26 protein-coding genes are annotated in these 22,918 nt (G+C 36.8%); 9 read left to right on the plus strand and 17 right to left on the minus strand.

Annotated elements, in window-relative coordinates:
* Positions 1-366 precede the first annotated feature (366 nt).
* Positions 367-1,347, minus strand: a complete 981-nt coding sequence (locus H9647_RS23725) for an arsenic resistance protein (RefSeq protein ID WP_160037152.1) — start codon at positions 1,345-1,347, stop codon at positions 367-369.
* Positions 1,348-1,716: 369 nt separating this feature from the next.
* Between H9647_RS23725 and H9647_RS23730 the strand changes: the two genes are divergently transcribed.
* Positions 1,717-3,047 (plus strand): IS3 family transposase gene (locus H9647_RS23730; RefSeq protein ID WP_160037142.1). Its coding sequence is split into 2 segments (ribosomal slippage): positions 1,717-2,095 and positions 2,095-3,047, totalling 1,332 coding nucleotides; the frame shifts between segments, so codons are not numbered across the junction.
* A 60-nt stretch (positions 3,048-3,107) separates the two neighbouring features.
* Here H9647_RS23730 and H9647_RS23735 read toward each other — a convergent pair.
* Positions 3,108-5,240 carry a heavy metal translocating P-type ATPase gene (locus H9647_RS23735; protein WP_160037143.1) on the minus strand — a complete coding sequence of 711 codons (2,133 nt, stop codon included), beginning with the start codon at positions 5,238-5,240 and terminating at the stop codon, positions 3,108-3,110.
* 6 nt (positions 5,241-5,246) lie between these two features.
* Positions 5,247-5,591, minus strand: a complete 345-nt coding sequence (locus tag H9647_RS23740; protein WP_160037144.1) for an ArsR/SmtB family transcription factor — start codon at positions 5,589-5,591, stop codon at positions 5,247-5,249.
* A gap of 113 nt (positions 5,592-5,704) precedes the next feature.
* Between H9647_RS23740 and H9647_RS23745 the strand changes: the two genes are divergently transcribed.
* The 4 genes from H9647_RS23745 to H9647_RS23760 all read left to right on the plus strand — a co-directional run bounded on the left by H9647_RS23745 (position 5,705) and on the right by H9647_RS23760 (position 8,645).
* The gene (locus H9647_RS23745) at positions 5,705-6,757 is read left to right on the plus strand and encodes a flavin-containing monooxygenase (RefSeq protein WP_160037145.1); all 1,053 of its coding nucleotides are present in this window, start codon (positions 5,705-5,707) and stop codon (positions 6,755-6,757) included.
* A gap of 322 nt (positions 6,758-7,079) precedes the next feature.
* Positions 7,080-7,532 carry a MarR family winged helix-turn-helix transcriptional regulator gene (locus tag H9647_RS23750; protein ID WP_160037146.1) on the plus strand — a complete coding sequence of 151 codons (453 nt, stop codon included), beginning with the start codon at positions 7,080-7,082 and terminating at the stop codon, positions 7,530-7,532.
* Between the two features lie 49 nt (positions 7,533-7,581).
* Positions 7,582-8,448 (plus strand): permease, encoded by an 867-nt coding sequence (locus tag H9647_RS23755; RefSeq protein ID WP_191804712.1) that lies wholly within the window; start codon positions 7,582-7,584, stop codon positions 8,446-8,448.
* 17 nt (positions 8,449-8,465) lie between these two features.
* On the plus strand, positions 8,466-8,645 hold the full coding sequence (locus tag H9647_RS23760; protein WP_160037148.1) for a hypothetical protein: 180 nt from the start codon (positions 8,466-8,468) through the stop codon (positions 8,643-8,645).
* Between the two features lie 52 nt (positions 8,646-8,697).
* Here the strand turns inward: H9647_RS23760 and H9647_RS23765 are convergent, their stop codons facing one another.
* The 3 genes from H9647_RS23765 to H9647_RS23775 all read right to left on the minus strand — a co-directional run bounded on the left by H9647_RS23765 (position 8,698) and on the right by H9647_RS23775 (position 10,593).
* Complete coding sequence (locus H9647_RS23765) at positions 8,698-9,207, minus strand: arsinothricin resistance N-acetyltransferase ArsN1 family A (RefSeq protein ID WP_201450771.1); 510 nt, start codon at positions 9,205-9,207, stop codon at positions 8,698-8,700.
* Between the two features lie 86 nt (positions 9,208-9,293).
* Positions 9,294-10,247, minus strand: coding sequence for a thioredoxin-disulfide reductase (gene trxB / locus H9647_RS23770; RefSeq protein ID WP_160037150.1), 954 nt, complete (start codon positions 10,245-10,247; stop codon positions 9,294-9,296).
* A gap of 28 nt (positions 10,248-10,275) precedes the next feature.
* The gene (locus tag H9647_RS23775; RefSeq protein WP_374705808.1) at positions 10,276-10,593 is read right to left on the minus strand and encodes an ArsR/SmtB family transcription factor; all 318 of its coding nucleotides are present in this window, start codon (positions 10,591-10,593) and stop codon (positions 10,276-10,278) included.
* A gap of 161 nt (positions 10,594-10,754) precedes the next feature.
* On the opposite strand from H9647_RS23775, the gene H9647_RS23780 reads away from it, so the two are divergent.
* From H9647_RS23780 to arsC, 3 genes are all read left to right on the plus strand, one after another.
* Positions 10,755-11,108 (plus strand): ArsR/SmtB family transcription factor, encoded by a 354-nt coding sequence (locus H9647_RS23780; RefSeq protein ID WP_191804713.1) that lies wholly within the window; start codon positions 10,755-10,757, stop codon positions 11,106-11,108.
* A gap of 172 nt (positions 11,109-11,280) precedes the next feature.
* The gene (locus H9647_RS23785) at positions 11,281-12,570 is read left to right on the plus strand and encodes an arsenic transporter (protein ID WP_160036993.1); all 1,290 of its coding nucleotides are present in this window, start codon (positions 11,281-11,283) and stop codon (positions 12,568-12,570) included.
* 39 nt (positions 12,571-12,609) lie between these two features.
* On the plus strand, positions 12,610-13,029 hold the full coding sequence (gene arsC / locus H9647_RS23790) for an arsenate reductase (thioredoxin) (protein WP_160036991.1): 420 nt from the start codon (positions 12,610-12,612) through the stop codon (positions 13,027-13,029).
* A gap of 208 nt (positions 13,030-13,237) precedes the next feature.
* Here arsC and H9647_RS23795 read toward each other — a convergent pair whose 3' ends face one another.
* The 11 genes from H9647_RS23795 to H9647_RS23845 all read right to left on the minus strand — a co-directional run bounded on the left by H9647_RS23795 (position 13,238) and on the right by H9647_RS23845 (position 21,345).
* On the minus strand, positions 13,238-13,816 hold the full coding sequence (locus H9647_RS23795) for a response regulator transcription factor (RefSeq protein WP_191804715.1): 579 nt from the start codon (positions 13,814-13,816) through the stop codon (positions 13,238-13,240).
* 6 nt (positions 13,817-13,822) lie between these two features.
* A complete protein-coding gene (locus H9647_RS23800; RefSeq protein WP_191804717.1) occupies positions 13,823-15,217 on the minus strand; it encodes a sensor histidine kinase in 1,395 nt (464 codons plus the stop codon).
* Positions 15,195-15,824, minus strand: coding sequence for an HAD-IA family hydrolase (locus H9647_RS23805; RefSeq protein WP_191804718.1), 630 nt, complete (start codon positions 15,822-15,824; stop codon positions 15,195-15,197). The genes H9647_RS23800 and H9647_RS23805 overlap by 23 nt, the downstream gene beginning before the upstream one ends.
* Positions 15,825-16,005: 181 nt before the next feature.
* Positions 16,006-17,478 carry a relaxase/mobilization nuclease domain-containing protein gene (locus H9647_RS23810; RefSeq protein ID WP_191804720.1) on the minus strand — a complete coding sequence of 491 codons (1,473 nt, stop codon included), beginning with the start codon at positions 17,476-17,478 and terminating at the stop codon, positions 16,006-16,008.
* 6 nt (positions 17,479-17,484) lie between these two features.
* Positions 17,485-17,811, minus strand: coding sequence for a plasmid mobilization protein (locus H9647_RS23815; RefSeq protein ID WP_191804722.1), 327 nt, complete (start codon positions 17,809-17,811; stop codon positions 17,485-17,487).
* A gap of 526 nt (positions 17,812-18,337) precedes the next feature.
* Positions 18,338-18,430, minus strand: a complete 93-nt coding sequence (locus H9647_RS26350) for an IS3 family transposase (RefSeq protein WP_191804724.1) — start codon at positions 18,428-18,430, stop codon at positions 18,338-18,340.
* A 104-nt stretch (positions 18,431-18,534) separates the two neighbouring features.
* Complete coding sequence (locus H9647_RS23825) at positions 18,535-19,374, minus strand: hypothetical protein (protein ID WP_191804726.1); 840 nt, start codon at positions 19,372-19,374, stop codon at positions 18,535-18,537.
* 121 nt (positions 19,375-19,495) lie between these two features.
* On the minus strand, positions 19,496-19,816 hold the full coding sequence (locus tag H9647_RS23830) for a hypothetical protein (RefSeq protein WP_191804728.1): 321 nt from the start codon (positions 19,814-19,816) through the stop codon (positions 19,496-19,498).
* Between the two features lie 34 nt (positions 19,817-19,850).
* Positions 19,851-20,069, minus strand: a complete 219-nt coding sequence (locus H9647_RS23835) for a hypothetical protein (protein ID WP_191804730.1) — start codon at positions 20,067-20,069, stop codon at positions 19,851-19,853.
* 135 nt (positions 20,070-20,204) lie between these two features.
* Positions 20,205-20,381 carry a hypothetical protein gene (locus H9647_RS23840; RefSeq protein ID WP_191804732.1) on the minus strand — a complete coding sequence of 59 codons (177 nt, stop codon included), beginning with the start codon at positions 20,379-20,381 and terminating at the stop codon, positions 20,205-20,207.
* A 61-nt stretch (positions 20,382-20,442) separates the two neighbouring features.
* Positions 20,443-21,345, minus strand: coding sequence for a tyrosine-type recombinase/integrase (locus H9647_RS23845; RefSeq protein ID WP_191804734.1), 903 nt, complete (start codon positions 21,343-21,345; stop codon positions 20,443-20,445).
* Between the two features lie 470 nt (positions 21,346-21,815).
* On the opposite strand from H9647_RS23845, the gene H9647_RS23850 reads away from it, so the two are divergent.
* Positions 21,816-22,616, plus strand: a complete 801-nt coding sequence (locus H9647_RS23850; protein ID WP_191804736.1) for a DUF3800 domain-containing protein — start codon at positions 21,816-21,818, stop codon at positions 22,614-22,616.
* Positions 22,617-22,918: the final 302 nt, after the last annotated feature.

Genomic DNA, 22,918 nt, shown 5'->3' on the forward strand with positions numbered 1-22,918 from the left:
CGTTGCGTACTCCCATCGTACAGAGGCGCTCTTTTTTATTCAAACTCCAAATTTTTCGTTTTACAGGAATTCTAACGGTAAAACGTTAGTTCAATAATGGAGTATATATTTTTAAAACCGATTTACGATTTCTGTAGCCAAGAAAGCAAGAAAGTAGGAGGTTTAATTTATGAGAGCTCCTCTGAAGTGGATAAGAGCCCTACTAAACCTTAGGGACAATCCGTTTAATATCTTATATTGGCTACTGCTGATAGCTTTTGTATATGTTTTGGTAGGTTTTTTGGGAATGAACTGGTCATAAATCTTCCTTTAATTGAACGTATGAAGCTAACGTAGAAACGTTAGTTCAAGAAAAAAAGCAACCGATCATAAGACCGGTTGCTTTTCCTTTATCACAAATGATGGAATAATTTTTATATAGAATAACTCCATAACTAATTCCACTATAGTTTGGGTTACTATAACCGCAGCAGTTATTACGGCGTACTCGTTGGGTAATGATAAAGCCAATGGTAAGACTACCAAAGAATTTCTTGTACTTGAACTGAACACAACAGCTCGGCTTGCACCAACATCTAGTTTAAATAGTTTCGTTACCATCTTTGAAAAAATAGGCATAAAGATATGAAACAAGAGATAAATTGGTACTACTGCTAAGATCAATTGAAAGTCACTAACCACGTTTTCTATCTGAGAAGCAACTACTACCAGCAGTACTAAAGCCATGAAAGGCACCGGAAGCCATGTAGTGAACTGAAGAACACCTTTTCCTTTCAATCCTCGTTTAGCCCATACTTGAGTTAATATTGCAAGTAGGAGTGGAAGTGCAATTAGAAACAAGAATGCTTCTAGGAAAGGTTCAACCTTTACGATCTGTGCTGTATCTTCACCCATAAACAACCATAGATAAAATGGAAGTAATATCATTTGTAACACAAAAAGTATCGGTGTAGCTGCAAGCATAAGTTTTTCATTTCCACGTCCAAGCTTAGTAAATACAATCACGTAATCAATACAAGGAGTCAATAAAACTAAGTGAATTCCTAGAAGTACATAAGGTGATTGAGGGAATATCATAGTTAAAATCCATACAATGATCGGAACGACAATAAAGTTTGACACCAATAATCCTATTATGAATTTAACATTTGACAATGATTTTTTTAATTCAAGAAAAGGAATTTGTGCAAACATAGTGTATAACAGTATAGCAATGAATGGAGAAATCGCAACTTCAAGTGAAGAACCAAATTGAGGAAGATAGACCCCTGTTAGTCCACCTACAATTAACGTTACAGCGTATATCCATATCTGTTTGTTCTCTAAATTTTCTCTTGTAATCAAAATGGTGCTCCCCTTTTTTTAAGGTAAATTGTAGCATACAAAGAAAGATAAACGAATGAATTACTCAAAACCTTGGTTTCGTAACATTCAGTTCAAAATCTTGTTCACCTTGATCAAGGATAGCAAAAACTGATCTATTTTTTATTGAATTACCGGAAAATAATAGTTTTAAAAAAATCAGCCGCTAACAATCGGCTGATTTTTGGCAGGTTAATACTTTAATTACAAAAAAACAACTCTTTCAAATGTTTGAACTGAACCCCGAATGGTAGACACTTTAAAAAAAAGTGGACTCGATTCGGGGTTTTTCTATTCTCTTTCTAGAAAAGTCCCGTTATACTAACATTACAATTTTAGAACGGAGTATTTTTTATGAGTAAGATTATCTTTAATGAACATCAACAGAGACAACTAGAAGCCAATCCAAACGTTAAAATCGTGACCGACCGCACGATTCAATATACCCCTGACTTCAAACTACAGGCGGTTAAACAAAACCAATCTGGTAAAGGACCCGTAGAAATCTTCACAGAAGCTGGCTTCGATTTGAAGGTGATTGGTATAAAGAAAGCACAAAGCGCCTTAGCTCGTTGGCGTAGAACCTTCCATACCTATGGAGAAAATGGTTTTTTAGAGGAACGCCGAGGAAAAGCGAGTAAGGGACGCCCTAAGAAAGAAAATGCCTCTGCTGAGAAGAAATTAGCTCAAGCGGAAGCACGAATTCGTCTGTTAGAGGCAGAATTGACCCTACTAAAAAAGCTAGACGAGTTGGAAAGGCAGGCGAAGAAGAATCGTCGTTAACAGCCCGAGAGAAATACCAAGTCATCAATGAGACGATTCGGCTGTATCAATTGAAGAATATGGTCCGTTACTTATGTGAAGTAGCTAAAGTGAGTCCGAGCGGCTATTATAAATGGCTTCGAAGTAGCGGAAAACAAGCCCTCCGTGAGGAATCTGATTATCAGGATTACGTCTTTCTAAAAGAGATTTATGATCAGTTCAACGGAAAAATCGGCTATCGTGGTTTGTATATGGAAGTCGCCGAAAAAGCTGGTCAGCCTATGAATCACAAGAAAATCTTGCGTTTAATGCGCAAGTTTCACTTCTTCGCGAAAGTACGAAGAGCGAACCCTTACCGAACATTGACCAAAGCCACGGAAGCTCACCGTCAGGTACCAAACCATTTGAACCGTCAGTTTAATCAGAAGGAACCTGGGAAAGTCTTCTTGACGGACATCACCTACCTACAAATTGGTGGTGGCAAAACGGCTTATTTATCTTGTGTGAAAGATGTGGCGACACGAGAAATTGTCGCTTATGAACTCTCAGCGAGTTTACGAATGGAGATTGTCTATCGAACATTAAGGAAGTTAGAAGATTTTACTCGGAATCGATTGCATCCAGAAGCGATGATTCATTCCGATCAAGGATTTCACTACACCCATCCAGAGTACCAGTCTCAAGTGAAGAGAATGGGATTCCTACAATCCATGTCACGAAAAGGGAACTGCTTAGATAACGCACCAATGGAATCTTTCTTTGGACATATGAAAGACGAAGTTCCTTATAAACAGGCAACCAATATAGGAGAATTAAAACAAATGATTGATGATTACATGGATCACTATAACAACACAAGAAAGCAATGGACATTAAAAAGGATGACTCCGGCAGCATACCGAAGTCATCTCATTGCCGCTTAAATACGAACGTATCCTTTTTTTAAAACTGTCTACTTTATAGGGTTCAGTTCAGTTCTTTGTCTACTTATCTTCTTTTTTCACTTTTAAAAGTCTTAAACTGTTTAGAGTCACGATCAAAGTTGCTCCCATATCCGCAAGAATTGCAAGCCATAGAGTTAGCCATCCAGGTACAATAAGCACTAATGCTAACAACTTAATTCCTAAGGAAAACGCTACGTTTTGTTTGATAATCGCAAGAGTTTTCTTGCTTAAACGAATTGTGTAGGGGAGTTTTCTCAAGTCGTCAGCCATTAATGCAATATCGGCTGTCTCAAGTGCAGTATCCGTACCTGCGCCGCCCATGGCAATACCTACAGTAGAAGCGGCAAGTGCAGGTGCATCATTTACTCCGTCACCAACCATTGCTACGTGTGAATAGCTTTCCCGAAGTTTCTTAATGTAATTTAGCTTGTCTTGGGGTAACAACTCTGCTTTGACTTCGGCTACGCCCAACTGGCTTCCAATTGCATTAGCCGTTGCTTGGTTATCTCCAGTAAGCATAACTGTCTTTTTAACCCCGATAGAATGCAGTTCTTCAATAACCGATTTACTGGAATCGCGTACCGCGTCGGCCACTGCAATCAAGGCAATTACTTCTTGTTGTGTGCCTAGTACCATAACAGTTTTCCCTTGAGTCTGCAGCGTGCTGATTCGCTCGCGTTTCGTATCTATAGATTTAGAGTGTAGTTCCTCAAATAGTTTAGGACTTCCAATAAAGTATAGCTGGCCACCAATGGAAGCTTTTACACCCTTACCTGTAATGGATTGAAAGTCATCAACTGAGTGCGATAGGTCAGCACCTAATTTTTCCGCTTTCCGAACAATTGCAGATGCAAGCGGATGTTGTGAACCTTTTTCAATCAAAGCAGCAATCGAAAGTACTTCACTTTCATTCTGCCCGTTAAATACGGCGATATCTGTTACTTCTGGAAACCCTTTTGTTAAGGTGCCAGTTTTGTCAAAAGCTACAGCTGAAATGCGTCCGGCTTCTTCCAGATGAATACCACCTTTGATCAGAACACCATTCTTTGCAGCGTTGCCGATTGCGGTGACAATTGAAATAGGAGTAGAAATAACCAAAGCACAAGGACATCCTACTACAAGAAGCGATAAACCACGATATATCCAATCTCCCCAGTCAGCACCAAAGAGTGGTGGGACGATGGCGATACCGATGGCGAGCACCATTATTGCAGGTGTGTAATACTTAGCGAAACGGTCCACAAACGCTTGTGAAGGAGCTCGTTCGGCTTGTGCTTCTTCTACAAGGTGAATAATCTTAGAAATAGTAGTATCTTCAACTCGTTTGGTAACTCTGATTTCAAGTAAGCCTTCTTCATTTAGGGTACCTGCAAATACTTCATCATCGATAGTTTTTGTAACAGGAACCGATTCGCCCGTGATTGCCGCTTGATTCAGCGTCGAAGTACCTTTAATGACAATGCCATCCATAGCCAGTTTTTGTCCTGGCTTAACGATCATTACATCTCCAACCTGAATATCATCAACATTCACCATTTTTTCAGAAGAACCACGTCGAATTAAAGCTTCTTTAGGCGCAATGTTCATAAGGGATCGAATAGATTGACGTGCTTTTTGCATCGAGTAGCGTTCTAGAGTCTCGCTTATTGCAAAGAGGACTACAACGACTGCACCTTCGCCCCATTCACCGATAGCAGCAGCCCCAATTATAGCTACTGTCATGAGTGTGTTCATGTCAAACTGCAAACGAAATAGATTCTTAATCCCCTTTTTGAATAAATTATAACCGCCAATAATAATTGCCGCGCTAAATGTTAAAGCAGGAATTAACTCCTCTTCTCCATAGCGAGAAGCGAGAAAATAGCCAGCAGCCATAAACAAAATAGAAAGAATTAAGTTCCAGTTTTCTTTCCAAAAAGGTTCCTTTTTTTCAATAATTCTTTGTCTTTCAGGAGAAATTTTTAAGTTTTCAAATGAACCAGCCTTTTCTAACTCTTCCACGGTGGCATTTCCATAAACGGTTATTTTGGCTGCACCAAAGTTTACCTTTGCATCTGATACGCCAGGAAGATTTTTTACATTATTCTCAAACATACCTGCACAATTTGTACAAGTAAAACCCTGTACACGGTAAACTTGTTTTTCATTGATTTTTTCCTCATGTTGTTGCATGACTCATCAACTCCTTGTATGCATTGAGGCTAATTGAACTAGTTGACGTACATGATCATCTTCTAATGAATAGAAAACTAACTTTCCTTCTTTTCGGTATTTTGCTAAACCAAGTTGCTTTAGTATTCGCAGATGATGCGATGCAGTAGCCAATGAGGACCCAGTAATATTTGCCACGTCACATACGCAAAGTTCTTCTTCACATAAAGAAAATACAATCTTCAATCGTGTTTCATCTGCGAGAGCCTTAAACATTTTTGACATTATCTGAATGTTTTGTTGTTGTAGAGCATGTTGTACTTTACGTACTCTTGTTTCGTCATAACAATAAATCTCACAGCTATCTTTCATGGTACCCCTCCATTAATCAAATGATTGTTTGATTATTATGAGCTTATCATATTATGATTATTCAATCAAACGATCATTTGATTGTTAGAAAATAGTTAAGGGAGGATAACAAAATGTACGATGTATTAGTAATAGGTGCTGGTCAAGCTGGTTTGGCTACTGGTTATTATCTCAAACAGGCCGGTTTAAGATTTTTGATTGTGGAAGCAGCAAACTCAATTGGGGATTCATGGCGACATCGTTACGACTCTCTACACCTTTTTACACCCAGGATATATGATGAATTGCCAGGAATGGAAATGGAAGGAGAGAGGAACGGGCTACCTAGTAAAGATGAGATAGCGGATTATCTTGAGTCTTACGCGAATAACATCGATCTCCCGATCAAATTAAAATGTCCTGCCAAGCGACTTTGGAAAGAAGGGGAAATTTTTAAAATAGAAACATCGGAAGGTACTATTGAGGCACATAACATTATTGTTTCAACTGGTCCTTTCCAGGTTCCAAATATCCCGAAATTTTCTAAACTAATATCAAGAAATGTTACACAGTTGCACTCTTCTGAATATCTTAATCCAAGCCAATTAAGAGAAGGAAACACACTAGTTGTCGGTGGTGGAAACTCTGGTACACAAATAGCAACAGAGATAGCTCAGGATCAAAAGGAAACTAGACCCGTTTACATATCGGTAGCTCGTAATATCTCATTCAAGCCCTTGTATATCTTGAATCAAAGTATTTTTTGGTATTTTGAAACACTAGGGTTTCTTCGCGCAAGCACGCAAGGTCCATTTGGAAGATGGCTGAAAAAGCAGCCCGAGCAAGTATACGGATATGAATTAAAAAAACTAGCTAAAAAAGGAAAAGTGAAGATCTATCCTCGTGCATTGAATGCGAAAAGAGATATAATTATTTTTGAAGATGGAACTGATATTGAAGTGAAAAATATAATATGGGCCACAGGTTTTAAGCGGAACGACGAGTGGATTGACATTCAAGGAGCATTTGATTCACATGGTCAAATTAAGCATTATTCAGGCATGTCTCCGATTAGAGGGTTGTATTATGTCGGGCTCCCTTGGCAAAGTTCTAGGGGTTCAGCTTTATTGGGTTGGGTAAAATATGATGCTCAAAAAATTGTAAGCCATATAAATGTTATAAAATAATATGTTCAACTGATGGGAAACATTAGTTCAGTGAGAAGACAGCTGATTAAAGTGATCAGCTGTTTTTTACTAACGTGTAAGTTCTTAATTAAATGTTAGATGATAAGAGTAGGTGGAAAATTATCAAACCCTTTCTTATCCTTACAGGAAGCCTTGTTCTTCAGGAACATATATGGTTTAGACGCTATGATCTTAAAATATACAACTGAAAAATTCCGCACATAAAATACTTGCAAACTGCAAATAATTAATTTATATTATAATTAACATTTGTAACTTACAAGTATTTCACAACAGCTTATTACGGAAGAGGTGATTTATAATGGATCAAAATTTAAGAGAGCTTTTCCAAGTCTTTAGTCGACGTTTTGGCTTTTTAAATAAAAACTGTTGTCAGGCTGGTGGCCACGATATTTCTCTTGTTCAAAGTCATATTTTATATGAGATTGATCGTCAGCATGAGCCCTCTATGCAACAAGTGGCGGAAACATTAGGAACAGATATCACTACTTTTAGCAGACAAGTACAAACGTTAATTAAAATAAATTTAGTTTCTAAAACACCTGATCCAAAGGATCGAAGAATTTTTATTTTATCACTTACAGAAGAAGGAAAAGAAGTTGCTGAAAATATAGATGGGCAAATGAATCAATATTTGGATGATGTTTTCGCGAATATGAGTCAAGAAGAACAAGAGATGGTTGTACATTCTATTCAATTACTGAACAAAAATATGGAGAAAACCACGAAGTGTTGTACTACCCCTTTAGGGTAATACAATTCAAATAAATACTTGCAATTTGCAACTATATAGGAGTGTAGACATGATTAAAGAAATAATTAGCGAATTTTTTATCATCGCCTTTGAACTATTGGCGCTTTTCGTAGGTATATCATTTGTAGTTAACTTGCTTCAAGGTATTATACCTTACGACAAAATCAACAAATATCTTTCAGGAAAAAACACCTTTTTAGGGGTATTGGCAGCCCTTGTCTTTGCCTTTGTTACACCATTTTGTTCTTGTTCTACCATACCGGTAGTCGTGAACCTATTAAATAAAAAAGTGCGTTTTGGGATTGTCATGGTGTTCTTATTTTCATCTCCTTTATTAGATCCAACTATTATTACACTGATGGCTGCGATGCTTGGTATAAAAGTCGCTATAACATACACCATTATTACTGCCATCTTCTCAGCCCTTGTTGGACTGTTGCTAGAAAAATTCGGTTTTGAAGCAGCAGTAAAAAAAGTGAACATGACTGGATATAAGGAAGGTGAGATGAAATTTAGCTTTAAGGCTGCTGTCACAGAAACGCTAAATCTTATGAAGACCGTTTATCCGTATCTTCTTATTGGTGCTGCAATTGGAGCATTTATTCATGAAGCGGTACCGACAGAATTTATTAGCACATATTTAGGAGGAGATAAGTGGTGGCTTGTTCCAATTGCAGCTGTCATTGGAATTCCATTATATGTGCGTATTGAAACGATGATCCCATTATCTAAAATACTGATCGCAAAAGGAATGGCTTTTCCTCCTGTGATGGCATTGATGATAGGGTCAGTTGGAGCAAGTATTCCAGAAGTAGCATTATTAAATTCCATTTTCCATAAACGATTGGTCGTTGCTTTTGTAGCTTCTGTTATTACGATGGCTACGTTATCAGGATTCTTATTCTACATTATTTAAAGGAGGTGAATCTAATCATGTTTAACTTGTTTAAGAAATCAAAGAAAAACGACGATTGCTGCAGTGTGAAAATTGAAGAGGTAAAAGAGGAAAAGCAATCTTGTTGTAACATAAAAATCGAAGAAGTAAAAGATGAAAAGGATACAGATCTTTCTTCGGATAGCTGCTGCAAGACTACACCTTCATCCTCTAATTAATACAAAAAACAAGGCTCAATATTAGCAGAGCCTTGTTTTTTTATATTCTTTCTTAATTTAAATTTTCAGGGATCATTTTCTCTACAATAACACAGTCAATCCACTGATCTTCTAATTTAGCGTGTTTTTCATAAATACCGACTTCTCTGAATCCACATCGTTCGCACAGTTTTCGGCTTCCCTTATTAAAAGTGAAAATACGAGAAAGTAGTTTCCAGTAACCAGCTTCCTTGGAGACGTTTAATAGCTGGAGTAGGAGGGTGTAACCTACATTTTGTTTTCTAAAATCTTTATGTACATATACTGAAAACTCCCCAATGCCTTGATAACATTCCCTAGAACGATAACTAGATACGGATGCCCAGCCTATAATCTGATGATTTAGTTCTGCTACGAGGATAGGAAATCTTTCACCTTGTGATTGAATCCACTCCATTCGATCTTCTAGCGTTTTAGGGATTGTTTCAAAGGTTGCATTTTTCTCTACGACGAGGGAGTAATTATAAATCTCCATAATTTCTTGTGCGTCTTTTTCAATCGCTGGGCGGACTTGTATTTTCATTTTTTGAACCTCCATCTAGATTCATACTACTAATATAAAACAAAAGCTCATCAAAGTTAGTTTGATGAGCTTAGTTCTTAGTAAAATTATTGATCCAGTGTTTCGCTCCAGTCATGAACGGAGGAACCCTCTAAAAACCTTTCACAGTCCATGGCAGCCATACATCCGGAACCTGCTGCTGTAATAGCTTGACGGTACTTGGAGTCTTGTACATCACCGCAGGCAAACACGCCGGGAATATTGGTTTCTGTCGTTCCTGGATTAACAACAATGTATCCAAGAGGGTCGGTAGTGATCTGCTCACCTAAAAATGAGATGTTTGGATTATGCCCTATAGCTATAAATAAACCGTCAGCTTCGATTATTTCTTCTTGTCCGGTTTCATTATTACGGACCTTTAATCCTCGAATCCCCATGTCTTGGGGAAGTACTTCAATCGGTGTTCGATTTAAAGCAAATGTGATTTTTGAATTTGATTTTGCACGGTCTTGCATAATTTTAGATGCTCTTAATTCATCCCGGCGATGGACTAGTACGACTTCAGAAGCAAAACGAGTTAAGAAGCTAGCTTCTTCCATAGCAGAGTCTCCACCGCCTACTACGATGATTTTCTTATTGCGGAAAAAGAATCCGTCGCAAGTAGCGCAGGTACTAACGCCTCGACCCACATATTCTTGTTCATTAGGAATATCAAGATATCTAGCTGACGCTCCAGTGGAGATAATAACGGATTCTGCCTCAATCTCATCTTGACCTTCAATTTTGATTTTAAATGGTCGTTTGCTAAAGTCCACTTCACTAACGAATCCGGATTTGAACTGAGCGCCAAAACGTTCTGCTTGTTTTCGCATGTTATCCATAAGTTCCGGTCCCATAATTCCATCAGGAAATCCTGGGAAGTTTTCAATTTCGGTAGTCGTGGTTAGCTGGCCTCCAGGCTGAAGTCCTTCAATAACAAGCGGATTCATATTCGCACGAGCCAAATAAATGGCCGCTGTGTATCCTGCTGGTCCTGTCCCAATAATAACTGATTTATACATAAGAATCCTCCTTATAGGGCATATTAGATTAACACTTCGTTTGATTGGTATTAGGTTTTGTGAAGATGCAGCACAATTCCGGAGATAAGATCTTATTGACTTCACTTTCATTTATCCGATAATAACTCCAGGTACCTCTTGTTTCTTTCAGTATAAAGCCGGCATCATGAAGGATCTTAAGGTGATAGGAGAGTTTGGACTGAGGTATATCCATTTTTTCTACCAAATCGCAAACGCAAACTTCTTCATATTGGCAAAGCTCACTCATAATGAGCAGTCTCTTCTGATCAGCTAAGGCTTTAAATTTGGACTCATAGTCAGCCAACATTGCGACATCTGTTGTCATGAGGAATAAACTCCTTTATAAATCAAATAATTTTGATTAATGAAATCCTAACACAGAGAGGCTTTAGTTTCAATACATCAAGATTATTTGATAAATGGATTGATGTTATGTATGATGGAGGCAAAAAGATAATAATTGACCGTACGAAAGGGGTGAAGATCATGAGTGAGGTATTAGCTGCATCTGATTTATCTCTCGTAGCAGATCGTTTAAAACTTTTAGGAGATAAAACGAGGCTTACAATGTTACTGCTTTTAAAAGATCGGGAATGGTGTGTTTGTGAGTTCGTTGATATTTTTGAAATGTCTCAGCCGGCGGTGAGCCAGCATATTAGGAAATTAAGGTCGCTGGATCTTGTAAAAGAGTCGAGACGAAGTCAGTGGATCTATTATTCGCTTCATGTCGAAGACAAACCGTATATTCAGGCAGTTCTGGAGAGTTTACCTGGTGCTCAGCAAATTCTAAAAGACCTTAATAAGCGGGATTTAAAGTCTTCTTGTTGCGTGGAAAAATAAAAAAAGTGGGTTGTTTATATAAGTATATGCTTATATAATGATCACTGAATAAAGGAGGCGGTTCATGACTCATGATAAAGACTATATCTTCGCGTTTTGGTTTTTTTACAGATAAGCACAAATCCTACTTAGTTTATTAGAAGATAGTCAACTTGGAGGTGTTATAGTGGTTTTGACAATCTTAGCTTGTCTCATTTTTTTAGTAACACTGGTATTTGTTATTTGGCAGCCGAAAAACTTAAATATTGGTTGGTCTGCATGTGGTGGTGCTGTTCTTGCTTTGTTAGTTGGAGTTGTAAGTTTCCAAGATGTTTGGGACGTTACTCAAATCGTATGGAATGCGACATTAGCATTTGTGGCCATTATCTTAATTTCACTGATTTTGGATCGTATCGGGTTCTTTGAATGGGCTGCACTACATATGGCCCGAGCAGCAAAAGGAAATGGAATCCGAATGTTTGTGTACATTAGTGTACTTGGCGCTGTCGTTGCTGCCTTCTTTGCAAATGACGGTGCTGCACTCATTTTGACACCTATCGTGCTTGCCATGGTGCGTGCACTCAATTTTGATGAAAAAAGAGTGTTTCCGTTTATTATTGCCAGCGGTTTTATAGCAGATACAACATCACTTCCGCTCGTTGTAAGCAACCTGGTCAATATCGTATCTGCTGATTTCTTTGGAATTAGCTTCAATGAGTATGCTAGTCGAATGATCATTCCTAATCTTTTCTCTCTAGTAGCAAGTATTTTAGTCCTTTACTTATTTTTCAGAAAAAGCATTCCGAAAAAGTTTGATGATTCTGAGCTTAAGGCTCCATCTGAGGCAATTAAGGACCCAGCGATGTTTAGAGTGTCATGGTATGTCCTAGCTATACTTGTTATTGGCTACTTTGTAAGTGAGTTTGTAGGTATTCCGGTATCTATTGTTGCAGGGATCATTGCACTTACCTTCTTACTGCTGGCAAGAAAGAGCTCAGTCGTACAAACGAAAGAAGTGGTGAAAGGTGCACCTTGGAACATCGTATTCTTTTCGATCGGAATGTACGTTGTTGTATATGGACTTCGAAATGCAGGTATGACAGATCTCTTAGCTGAGGTGATAGGATCTTTGGCAGAGCAAGGACTATTTATCGCAACGATGGGTATGGGATTTATTGCAGCAATTCTTTCCTCCATTATGAATAACATGCCAACGGTGATGATTAATGCGCTTGCCATTGATGCAACTCACGCTACAGGAGTTATTCAAGAGGGTTTAATTTACGCAAACGTAATTGGGTCTGACTTAGGGCCTAAAATTACCCCAATCGGTTCATTAGCCACCCTTTTGTGGCTTCATGTACTTTCAACGAAAGGCATCAAAATACCATGGGGAACTTACTTTAAGACAGGGGTTATCATTACAATTCCTACTTTGTTTATTACGCTTCTAGGGTTGTATCTATGGCTTCTCATTTTATAAAAAAATAGCTTTAGTCTTACTAAAAGGAGAAAAAAATTTATGAGTAAAAAAACGATCTATTTCTTATGCACAGGAAATTCTTGCCGCAGCCAAATGGCTGAAGGTTGGGCTAAAAAATATCTTGGTGACCAGTGGAATGTATATAGCGCAGGAATTGAAGCACACGGCTTAAATCCAAATGCGGTGAAAGCGATGAATGAAGTGGGTATTGATATCTCCAATCAAACTTCTGATATTATTGACCCAGCCATTTTGAACGCTGCTGATCTTGTTGTCACTCTTTGCGGTGATGCAGCGGATAAGTGCCCAATTACTCCTCCAAGTGTTCGCCGTGAACATTGGGGATTTGATGATCCAGCAAAAGCTCAAGGAACGGACGAAGAAAAATGGTCTGTATTTCAGCGTGTACGCGATGAAATTGGACAGCGCATCGAAACGTTCGCAAAAACAGGTGAGTAGATAATAAAAGTCCAGTACAAGAGATACATTGTAATTCAGATTAAATTAATTGTGACATCTAAAAGAGTAACAAGGTATTGAACTAATGAAGAAACGTTAGTTTAACGAAAAACAGCGACAATTTAGACTTTATTTCTCGTCTATGACTGTCGCTGTTTCAATATTGGGGATATTCCTATTGATTTGGGGCGGCTTTTTTAAACTTCATCTACTGCTGCTTGATTTTACATTGAATTTTTTTGATTTGCTTCTTAACCGTTTCAACGGATTTGAATAGGTAATTGGCAATTTCCGCTCGATTCATTCCTCTTTCTCTTAAATCATATATCTCTCTTTCCGTCGGCGTTAATACCCGCAACTTACGTTCATTTCTAAATTGATTAATCATTATTTTTGAAACATCTGAATGCAGGAAAATCCTTCGATGAAAGGTATCTCGAATGTATTGTGGGATGTCAGCACACGAACTTTTGGTTATATAGTTCATCGCCCCATGTTCAAATGCCTTCGCTATAATATAATGCTCAGTAAATGAGGTTAACATAATGATATTCTCATATCCCTTTTCATAATAACTCTTAGCAACTTCAATACCATCTAACTCTGTTCTAGTTAGCCCAATATCAAGCAGAACAACATCTATACCACATAATTTTGCTGTTAAAGCTTCATCTTTAGTCGATAAGATTTGAACAAGTTCTATATCTTTGTGTAAGTTTATCAATGCTTTGATACTCTCTTGCCAGAACGGATCATCCTCTATAAGTAATACCTTAATCTTATTCATTCCTCATCACCTATTTGGGAATATTAGAACTACTGATGTTCCTTGCTCCTCTTTACTGCATAAAATTTCAAGACTTCCTTTATGTTTCTGCATCACAATCAAACAAAAATTCAAACCTAAACCATAATTACTTTTTTTCTTTTTGGTTGAGAAGAAAGGTTCCTTTACTCGTTCAAGAAGCTCAGTAGGAATACCGCAGCCATTATCTTTAACGGTAATAAGTGTTTTTCGCTTATTTTTACAAGACTCGATTGTTATTTTCCCTTCCTTTCCACCTATAGCTTCAATTGAGTTAGTGACAAGATTTTTTAAGACCTCCTGAGTGTATACTGGATCACAATTAAGGAAACCAGTGAATTCAAGCTTCATTGCAATAGATATATCTTTTATTTCAATTAACGGACTAAGATCTTCTAAGACCCAATTAATTAAATCAGTTATAAGTATGTTTTCTTTCTGCACTTCAACTTCCTGTGTCTGATTGCGTATCTTGTCTATGAATCCTAAAACTTGATCTGTAGCTGAGTACAGTTTAGAGAATTCATCAGTGATTTCATCTTTGTGTTCTGATTGCTGCTTAGCACGATCTATAATCATTCTGATCTTGTTCATTTCGTCCTTAATAGTATGATTAATGATATCTGTACTATTAGCCGTGACCCTAGCTGTGCTAGTTAATACGTGATTTTTGATCTGTATCTTTACACCTAATACTCCATTTTTTACAGCAAAAACAAGAAAAATAATAAAAGAATAAACAACAAAGATGGTTATGCTCTGGTTGATAAACGAATCAGGATGGAATGTATTTCGTACATTTACAAAGAGGATTATTGCAATAATAGTGGGAACTAATATTAGAGCGTTTTGAATTCGTGCTTCTTTAAGACTCCTATTGTTTTCACTTAAGCATGTATTAAGAATTAATATGGCGGCAATAACATCATATACAGTAGTCCAGGTAAAATAGCTTAATGTTTCGAGCTGTAAATCAAATTGATCATTAGGATAATCATGATGAGGTAAGGTTAGCAGGCTGGAGATCAGAGGAGTCAGTAAGATATAAGCAAACATTTTTTTATACTTGTAATAAGATCCTAATGAGTAAACCATAGCATACATAAGCAGTGAATAATGAAATACATGGTGAGAAGCAAAATAAAAGATAAACCGAGTTACATAAATTAAAACGGTCCCAAAATGTTGAGGATCTAATTCAGGCATTATATGTAACCGAATAATACGAGAAAATGAACCGAGTGCGGCACAAAGCATAAAAAATATAAGCCATCGTGTTACTTCATCACTAGAATTTCTATAGTATAAAATCGATATAGGTATAAAGAGTAAAATAAACAAGTATTCCATAGCTGTTTTTCTACCCCCTGCTAAGCACTTCATAGATCTCATGAGGTCTATTCACGATAGCCTTATGCTTACCCTTGGCTAGCAACTCAATTGAATCAAATCCCCAACCTACACCAATAAATGAAATATCGATTTTTTGACAAGCCTCTACATCCCGCCATTCATCTCCCACGTATAAAATCTGTTTACTCGGAAGCTTATAATGGTTCATTAGCTTTTTTATTGCCTTGTCCTTGCCAAAAAGATTGCTTCCAGTATAAACATAATCAAAGATCTGAATATCATTTAAATTTAAAAAATGAGTTATATTGTCCTCATTATTAGATGATAAAATTCCTAACTGATAATCCTGGTCTTTGAGTTTATATAAAAGATCATAAATCCCTTCAACCAAACCTAATTCAATAACATAGCTCTTATAAAGCTGCTTCATCTCTCTAACAAGCATAGGAAATTTAAAAATAGGAACGTGTAATTTTTGAACTCGTTCCATTATAGATAGTTTAGAAAACATCTCTATTTCTTCATATTCCATTCTTTGATATCCGTATTTGTCTGAAAGCTCATTAAACAAATCAACTGTAAGCGTTCTGGACTCAACCAACGTTCCATCAAAATCAAATATAATATGTTTTATCAATCAAGCACCCTCCGCAGTTAGAAATGAACTATTAAGTCACAAATATTGTAACATCGATTGTTAGAGACTTAATGAGTCCATATATACAATTAATGAGCCATACATAATCTAGGTCTAATACGACAAAAGTTCCAATGCTTTTCCAATAAATTTGCACTAAGCGGAAGAAAAACTATGGAATTTAACGATCATGCTCTTCCTTTCGCTCTGATTTTTCTTTAATTGATCTGATCTCCTGAAGCAAATTATTCCGTTGATCCAGCGACTTTTCAATTTCAGTAAGTGTGGAAATTTCATTTTTTATCGAATCTAACTTTAATTTAAGCTGCTCCATTTTCTTTCCATGATTAACGTACCGTTCTGAATAAGAACCGAAATCCTGTTCCGTAATGCTTAGCTTCCCTAATTGCTTTGCGGCTTTATCGAATGTTTCTAATTCAACAGAGTATTTACTTTTTAATAACATTCTTTTAATGGTAGAGTCTTTCACTTCCTCAGAAATTGGCTTGTATTTGTTATAGGTTTCAATTGTTTGTAGAACGATATCCATTTTCCGACTCAATTCTGAAGCATCTCTCAGAACCAAGGTGATATCCTCAATTTGCTTACTAGCTGATTCCGCAGCTCGTTTCAAGTCTTCTCGATTTTTGTAATCGTGTTCAGATATATATTTTAGATGATTTGTCAATTTCGAAATTTGAAGATCAATGCTAAAATCACGCTTTGAATTTTTTCGTATTGGTTGAGTACTATTACGATTCCGAATAGTACGCAAAAGTGCGATAGTAAGCATAAAGTTAATAGCCAATGATCCACGTTTATAACGGTATTGTCTTGCAGCATCAATAAGTTGGCTTCGGTTTCCAACGAAGCGATACTTATAATTTCGCTTCGATTCTTCAAAATTAAATTCATTAAACTGAATCCGCTCTTTAATTCGTTCTTCTATAAACTCCGGTCCTAATGTCTTTCCACGTACCGATCGTTCCATTCCTGGAGCCTTAAATGTCATGTATTTTACATGTCCGTGCTTCATCGTATATCCAAGTTGCCTCATCTTCTCCATAAAATCATTGAAGGAATTAGATGACTTTATAACGGTATTGATATCATTTTTTATGTGCGCTTTCCATGAATTCCCCCGTTTTTCTTCATTCCACTCCTTATACGATTTTGGAACAGAGTCCTTGTTGTAAGGAATGACACTTAGATTGTATTCTCTAGCGATCTCATCTGAATAATCTCTTGCATCTTTTAGGCTTTGCTTACAAGCATTAAACTTCTTTCCGTCTAAAGATACTGAATTAATAATAACGTGATTATGATAATGTCCTTTATCCAAATGAGTACTTATGATGAACTGGTACTTATTCCCGAACATTTTATCAGCCCACTTCAGCCCAATTTCATGGGCTTTATATGGATCGTCAATTTCATTTTCTTTAAAAGACTGTATGAAATGGAATCCTAATGTTCCCTTCTCTTTATTGTGTTTTCTCTTATTCTCTATCATCTGTTTATAAGCAAGCTTATCGTGCGTGGCACAATTTACGCCTGTAACAAAGCAACCGTAATCAGTCTTACTGTCGTTCACAATATATTTAAGGGAACGATTTAAAGTATTTCGAATTGTAATCTGCTTAACGTAAGGCAATAGATATCAGCCCCCATCGTAAAAATTCTCGATCTGAGTGTAAATCGAATTAAGCTGTTTTCGTAAATATTTAAGATCATCACTCGAAACATGTTCCAGTTCATTTGCACGACGAGCAACCTGATTAATGTTATTACCGATTTTATTTATCTCATAAACTAATTCTTCAACTTGAGTAAAATCACGCTTGATGATAATCCCCTCAATTGCCATTTTCCTTAGATATTTACTCCGATCCAATTCAACAAGCGCAGCCTTTTGATCGATCATCTCTAGTTCATTTTCTGTAACAAAGAACTTCACTTCTTTATCTCGGTATCTCTTTTTTGCCAACACTGTTCACCTTCTTCTTTCCAAGGGTTTTAGGGCATATCCCTAAATTTGACGGGTATTAGGGGATTCCCCTAACAAGCGTAATCCCGGAAGTGTGGCTACACTTCCAATGCTTGCTATCCATATTTTTTAGCTTATGCTCACCATTTTATCATTTCCATCATTTAGTTTAAAGTGGAAAGATATATTAGTGAGCGCTGATGTAACTTCGTGTCATGACTACATTCAGCATCTCGGATATAACGAGTCTGGATATTTCCCTTATGTCTTTTTCACAAATTAGAGCATCTAGTTAAACAGTAGATAAAAGATTCGAGAATGAAAATAAGAATAGAAAACAAAAAAATCCCTCACCAATCCATAACAGGACCAGCGGGGAAGTTAAATCTTCAAATTTGGGCTAGGGATAAACTTAACAAAACATTCAGTAATTGCTTACGTCTTGCTTCGTATAACTCGCAAACATTTTCCAACTAAATAGGGACATCAAGTAGTTGGATTGTCAAAACTAAATCAGACAACATTTTCAAAGAATTTTGTAGTTTACTGGACTCACGTAGCCCAATGTCCTAAGAATTAGATAATTGTTATACCAGTTTACATAATCACTTAGCTCCAAATTAAGATGATCTGGATATGTTAGCTCTTCCTTCTATGTAACGCATCCATCTAATTCTAAAGTCTGCACAGCCTCTTTCGAAACAATCTTTAAACGCTTTTTATTCACTGCGTATTTTCCCTTCTATTAGGAATAAAATGAATTCCTGCCTTTTCATAACGGTAAAACGGATTTACTTCATCCCAGTCATCATCCATTTTAATAGAAGGCAATCGCTCATCTTCTTCTTTTGTAACGGTACAAACAAAATAATACTTAATTAAAAGGTCATAGATAAATGACTCTGTTAGTTCTCCAGCTAAAGTAATTTCTGAAATCTGCTTTATATAAAGATTTTTCGGTATCATATGCTCATAAATCAAGTTCTTTGCAACATATCCAGATTTAATGGCTTTCTGAGCGTTAGGGGTAATATAATCGGACATACTATGTTTCCCCTTATATAATCCCTTTTGCCTAAAATAGCTTTCCGTTAGAAAATAAAGATCATCACCAATTCCTTTTGAGCTAAGATGATATTTCCGTAAAAAGTCATCCGGAATTCTTCTTTTTAATATCAGAACCTCAAACAAGTTCTTGCTTAAATGTCGTATATATTCTTTTCTGTTAAATGCCGAGGAAGAAGTCCCTTTATTTAAAACAGGAATGTTAATATTAGCTTCAACTACTGGAACAGTAATGTAATTGTTGGATGATAAATCCTCTCGTTTTTGATATTGATAAACTCCTCTCTTCATATCCCAATTACCACTTCGTTTAATTGCAAACCATATCGCTTTACTAATAGCTGTGGGAAAAAACGTTTCAAATTCTTGATGATAAAAGGTAGATTGCTTGAACTTTTCTACTAATTCAACATTTGTAAAAACAGCACCGTCAACCATACTTACTTCAAAGTTTAAGATGAATTTTAATGTCTCTTCATTTAGTGAATATTCCTCCATTTTCCATCATCCTTTTTTATATTTTCCGATTTTCTTGTTTTACCATGACGTAAAATTACACCAAGTTTTTTATCTCTTGTCTCAGCTGACATAAACCTATTTTTAATTAGAATAATCAGTCCTATCGCTTTTTTTTCTGTACTAATTCTCTAGCTTCATCAATAGAGTAACCTTGCCGTACATAAATGTTTTCTTCAAGATATTCCATATGGCGATTCACTTTTTCAGGCATTGTTTCAGGACTCCAATTTTCTTGGATAGCTCTCTTAAGAAAGTTCAGTGGAGATTTAACTGGACGCGGTGATTGACGCATAATTAAAAGCAGTTCAAGTACTCGTTCAAACGGAATTGGCTTCAATAGCTCTATAACTTCGAAGCTTGGATATGTAAGAGTAGCTATTTGATAAGCCGTAGCTATTTCCTTGATACTTCCTCTATCCAAAATCATTCGCCATCCTTTCTATACAACTTAATATTCAATTCGTTTCAATAAACCGAATGACCTCTTTTGGACTTTTGACATATTCAACATCTAAACAAATCATAAGGTCATAAACTCCAACCTTATATTCAACATCACTAACTCTTGTTACTTCATAACGCTTGCTTTCACCAATGGTAACTCCACCGATCGTATAACTCTCTCCTGCAATAAGCGATTGAATTGTTTTCTTTTGTATTTGGCTTAGTATCATTCATATATTCTCCTATTCTTATATATCCTGAAATTAACTGTCCATTTAGATTTTACGTTTAAAGGTCGATAAACTACCTTATAGCTACATTTTTAACAAGGGAAAAGGAGAAGTTATCACATTTCTCCTTTCCCCTCAATAACCCTCATCGTCTCCATACATCGCTTCATAATTTAGCTTCTTTATCTCTTCTAGTGTTGGTTGTCTGAATCCAAAGTGTTTCACAGCCAAAACCTTCAACAGCTTGATTCTTTCCCCGTTATCCATTTCTTCCATTGCTCTTAATATCTGTTCAGCAGTCATTTTTTCCATCAGGGCAGATTACCTCTTTATAAAATATCACATTAATTGTTCGTTCAATTCCTTTCCCATTTCAAATCCAACTAATCGACTCTACGGCCGACGTTAAATCTTCCATCCCCGGAGTCGTGTAAATCATCGTCATCTGAATATTCGGTGTTCCATCTTCTTTAAAATGTCCCATTAACATAGCCACTTGCTGCAGATCATTCCCAGCACTAATTAAATCATGACCAAAGGTATGCCTTAGTGCATGACACGTTAGATGTTCAATCCTCGTTCGATTTCTATAATTCTCGATCATATGCTGTACACCACGAACAGATAATTGCTTCGATCTCTGTGAAACAAAAACATACGGACTGGTATCATCTCGCTCATCAAAATAACTCTGCAGTGCAGAACGAACCTCACTATTCAGCGGTACTTCCCGGTCCTTATCGCCTTTTCCTCGAACATACACGCTGCCGGACCTCAAACTCATTGTCACCTCATTTTTCAGAAGATCACAAAGTTCATGAACCCGAAGACCAGCCCGAAGCATGAGTAGCACAATCGCATAATCCCGTTTATTACTTTGCCCTCGCACTTCCCTGAGTAGTGCATTTTGTTCATTACGGCTCAGCCACTTTGGCGACCGTCTTGCTGCCGGCGGTTTTTTGATTGGACCCACCGGATTATCTTGGATGAGTCCCTGTTCCGCAAAGAAACGGAAAATCGCATTTAAATGCACAAATGTGAGCTGCATGGTACTTGGCTTGGCTGGCTGTCCTCCTCTTCCTCCTGACAGAAGCATATACCGTTTATAATCGGCAATATCTTTTTGCGTGGCCGTCCCAGCATCATACAGATCCGGGTCAGTTTCCTTCATCCACTTTTCGAACTTATTCCAAGTAGACATGTAATTTGATATGGTTCGCTCGGATACGCCGGACTGACGTAGTTGATCTCTAAATAATCCGAACATGGTAGACATTTTATGACTCCTTCATTTCGCCACTATAGAAGATGACGAGTTTTTTCGTGCTTAGCAAACGGTAGAATCAGGGTTTGCTATACCTATTTTAGCACAACTCGTCATCTTCTGTATAGAGAAGATGACGAGTTGTGATATATGCCTCCTTAAATCCAGTTACAAAAAGAACCGTAGATTTAATACCAAGGTTCGCCGAAAAACTTTTAAATTTGTTTCCTTACATATTAATCAAAAAAGAGTATAATCAAATAAAGCAAAAGTTTGTCCAAGGGGTGTCGAAAAAGGCCTGTAAAACAAAAAAACCACCTAATCGGTAGTTGTTGTTACGAATGCTTTCACGCGGCCACTGGGACCGAACTACTTGCAAATCTATATACGTATCTTCGCATCCGCGGATGAGATGATTACGTTGTAATCATATAATAAACAAAAAGCATACTATTGTCAAACATAAGTGAGGTTAAGCAAAGATGGCAGAAGAAATAAAAACAGAAAAACTAAATATTTTCTTTGATGAAAGTGGTAAACGAAAAGATAAACCCACTTTGATGGGCGGAATGTCTATCCCCTCCGTTCTTTACAATACTGACTATTTTTCTAAAATATCACAAAAACTACGTGATCGTGAACTCAATTTGCACTGGAAAGATTATTCAGGTCATGCTACTACACGAGAAAACATAAAAGAGGCTATTTCGCTGATTACAACACACAGCAAATTAATTAAATTTACTGTAATTAACTATGACTACTCCCTTATTGAAAAAAAAGGTTTTGGATCATTTATGTCTGAACAAATGATTTATACTAAGTTCCCTGAACGGATCATATATGGTTTGTTGAGAAGATACGGGAAAAACCTATTTATTGAAGCTGACATTAAAGTCGAGAAGTCTAGTGAATATGAAGGATTTAAACTAAACGAAATCATGAAAGAACAACTGAATATACAATCCATTTATCGCGGAGAACAATTTATCATCGAAGAAAGCCAGCTAGTTCCAAAAGGCCAGGAAATCGGTATCGAGTTAACTGATCTACTCTTGGGAATAATGAGAACGGTCATTATTAACAAACCAAACAGTTCTTCGAACACAATCAGAAGTAAAAACCAATTGGTTATTGATCTTGTAAAAGATGATAAGTTTTATTCATTTCTCGAGAATATTCGTTGCTTTGAATGGACTCATTCCAAAGAATTGACAGAAGTAAATTTCACAGATTACCTACAATTATTCATTGCAAATAACTATGATCAATATCTACAGTAACGAAAGCACGCTATTCTATAAAATGTGAATTCCAGGTGGATCTTCACTTAGGCCAGCGTAAGGGATTTCTTTATCGTTTTATGTAAACATTCTTGTTAGTCATAGGCATCCCCTCCTCTATGGTAATTTCATTAGGAAGTGTAATGCAATCTAACTCATGACAGAATGGATAACCAGAGAAGCAACAACGTAGCATACAAACCTGATTGGATTCGAACCAATTAGTGCTGAGCCTGACCCAAATGCAGAACTTTAATGAACAGTAGGAACCAGCATTACGTTATTCAGCCCGTTTTCAGGGC

The sequence above is a fragment of the Paenibacillus gallinarum genome (assembly GCF_014836635.1).
Lineage (GTDB): Bacteria > Bacillota > Bacilli > Paenibacillales > Paenibacillaceae > Paenibacillus > Paenibacillus gallinarum.

Excerpts from the sequence above, each read along its gene's own strand:
- H9647_RS23735 (WP_160037143.1), bottom strand. The coding sequence starts at position 5,240 with ATGCAACAACATGAGGAAAAAATCAATGAAAAACAAGTTTACCGTGTA.
- H9647_RS23740 (WP_160037144.1), bottom strand. The coding sequence starts at position 5,591 with ATGAAAGATAGCTGTGAGATTTATTGTTATGACGAAACAAGAGTACGT.
- H9647_RS23745 (WP_160037145.1), top strand. The coding sequence starts at position 5,705 with ATGTACGATGTATTAGTAATAGGTGCTGGTCAAGCTGGTTTGGCTACT.
- H9647_RS23750 (WP_160037146.1), top strand. The coding sequence starts at position 7,080 with ATGGATCAAAATTTAAGAGAGCTTTTCCAAGTCTTTAGTCGACGTTTT.
- H9647_RS23755 (WP_191804712.1), top strand. The coding sequence starts at position 7,582 with ATGATTAAAGAAATAATTAGCGAATTTTTTATCATCGCCTTTGAACTA.
- H9647_RS23760 (WP_160037148.1), top strand. The coding sequence starts at position 8,466 with ATGTTTAACTTGTTTAAGAAATCAAAGAAAAACGACGATTGCTGCAGT.
- H9647_RS23765 (WP_201450771.1), bottom strand. The coding sequence starts at position 9,207 with ATGAAAATACAAGTCCGCCCAGCGATTGAAAAAGACGCACAAGAAATT.
- trxB (WP_160037150.1), bottom strand. The coding sequence starts at position 10,247 with ATGTATAAATCAGTTATTATTGGGACAGGACCAGCAGGATACACAGCG.
- H9647_RS23775 (WP_374705808.1), bottom strand. The coding sequence starts at position 10,593 with ATGACAACAGATGTCGCAATGTTGGCTGACTATGAGTCCAAATTTAAA.
- H9647_RS23780 (WP_191804713.1), top strand. The coding sequence starts at position 10,755 with ATGAGTGAGGTATTAGCTGCATCTGATTTATCTCTCGTAGCAGATCGT.
- arsC (WP_160036991.1), top strand. The coding sequence starts at position 12,610 with ATGAGTAAAAAAACGATCTATTTCTTATGCACAGGAAATTCTTGCCGC.
- H9647_RS23795 (WP_191804715.1), bottom strand. The coding sequence starts at position 13,816 with ATGAATAAGATTAAGGTATTACTTATAGAGGATGATCCGTTCTGGCAA.
- H9647_RS23800 (WP_191804717.1), bottom strand. The coding sequence starts at position 15,217 with ATGAAGTGCTTAGCAGGGGGTAGAAAAACAGCTATGGAATACTTGTTT.
- H9647_RS23825 (WP_191804726.1), bottom strand. The coding sequence starts at position 19,374 with ATGGAGGAATATTCACTAAATGAAGAGACATTAAAATTCATCTTAAAC.
- H9647_RS23835 (WP_191804730.1), bottom strand. The coding sequence starts at position 20,069 with ATGATACTAAGCCAAATACAAAAGAAAACAATTCAATCGCTTATTGCA.
- H9647_RS23840 (WP_191804732.1), bottom strand. The coding sequence starts at position 20,381 with ATGGAAAAAATGACTGCTGAACAGATATTAAGAGCAATGGAAGAAATG.
- H9647_RS23845 (WP_191804734.1), bottom strand. The coding sequence starts at position 21,345 with ATGTCTACCATGTTCGGATTATTTAGAGATCAACTACGTCAGTCCGGC.
- H9647_RS23850 (WP_191804736.1), top strand. The coding sequence starts at position 21,816 with ATGGCAGAAGAAATAAAAACAGAAAAACTAAATATTTTCTTTGATGAA.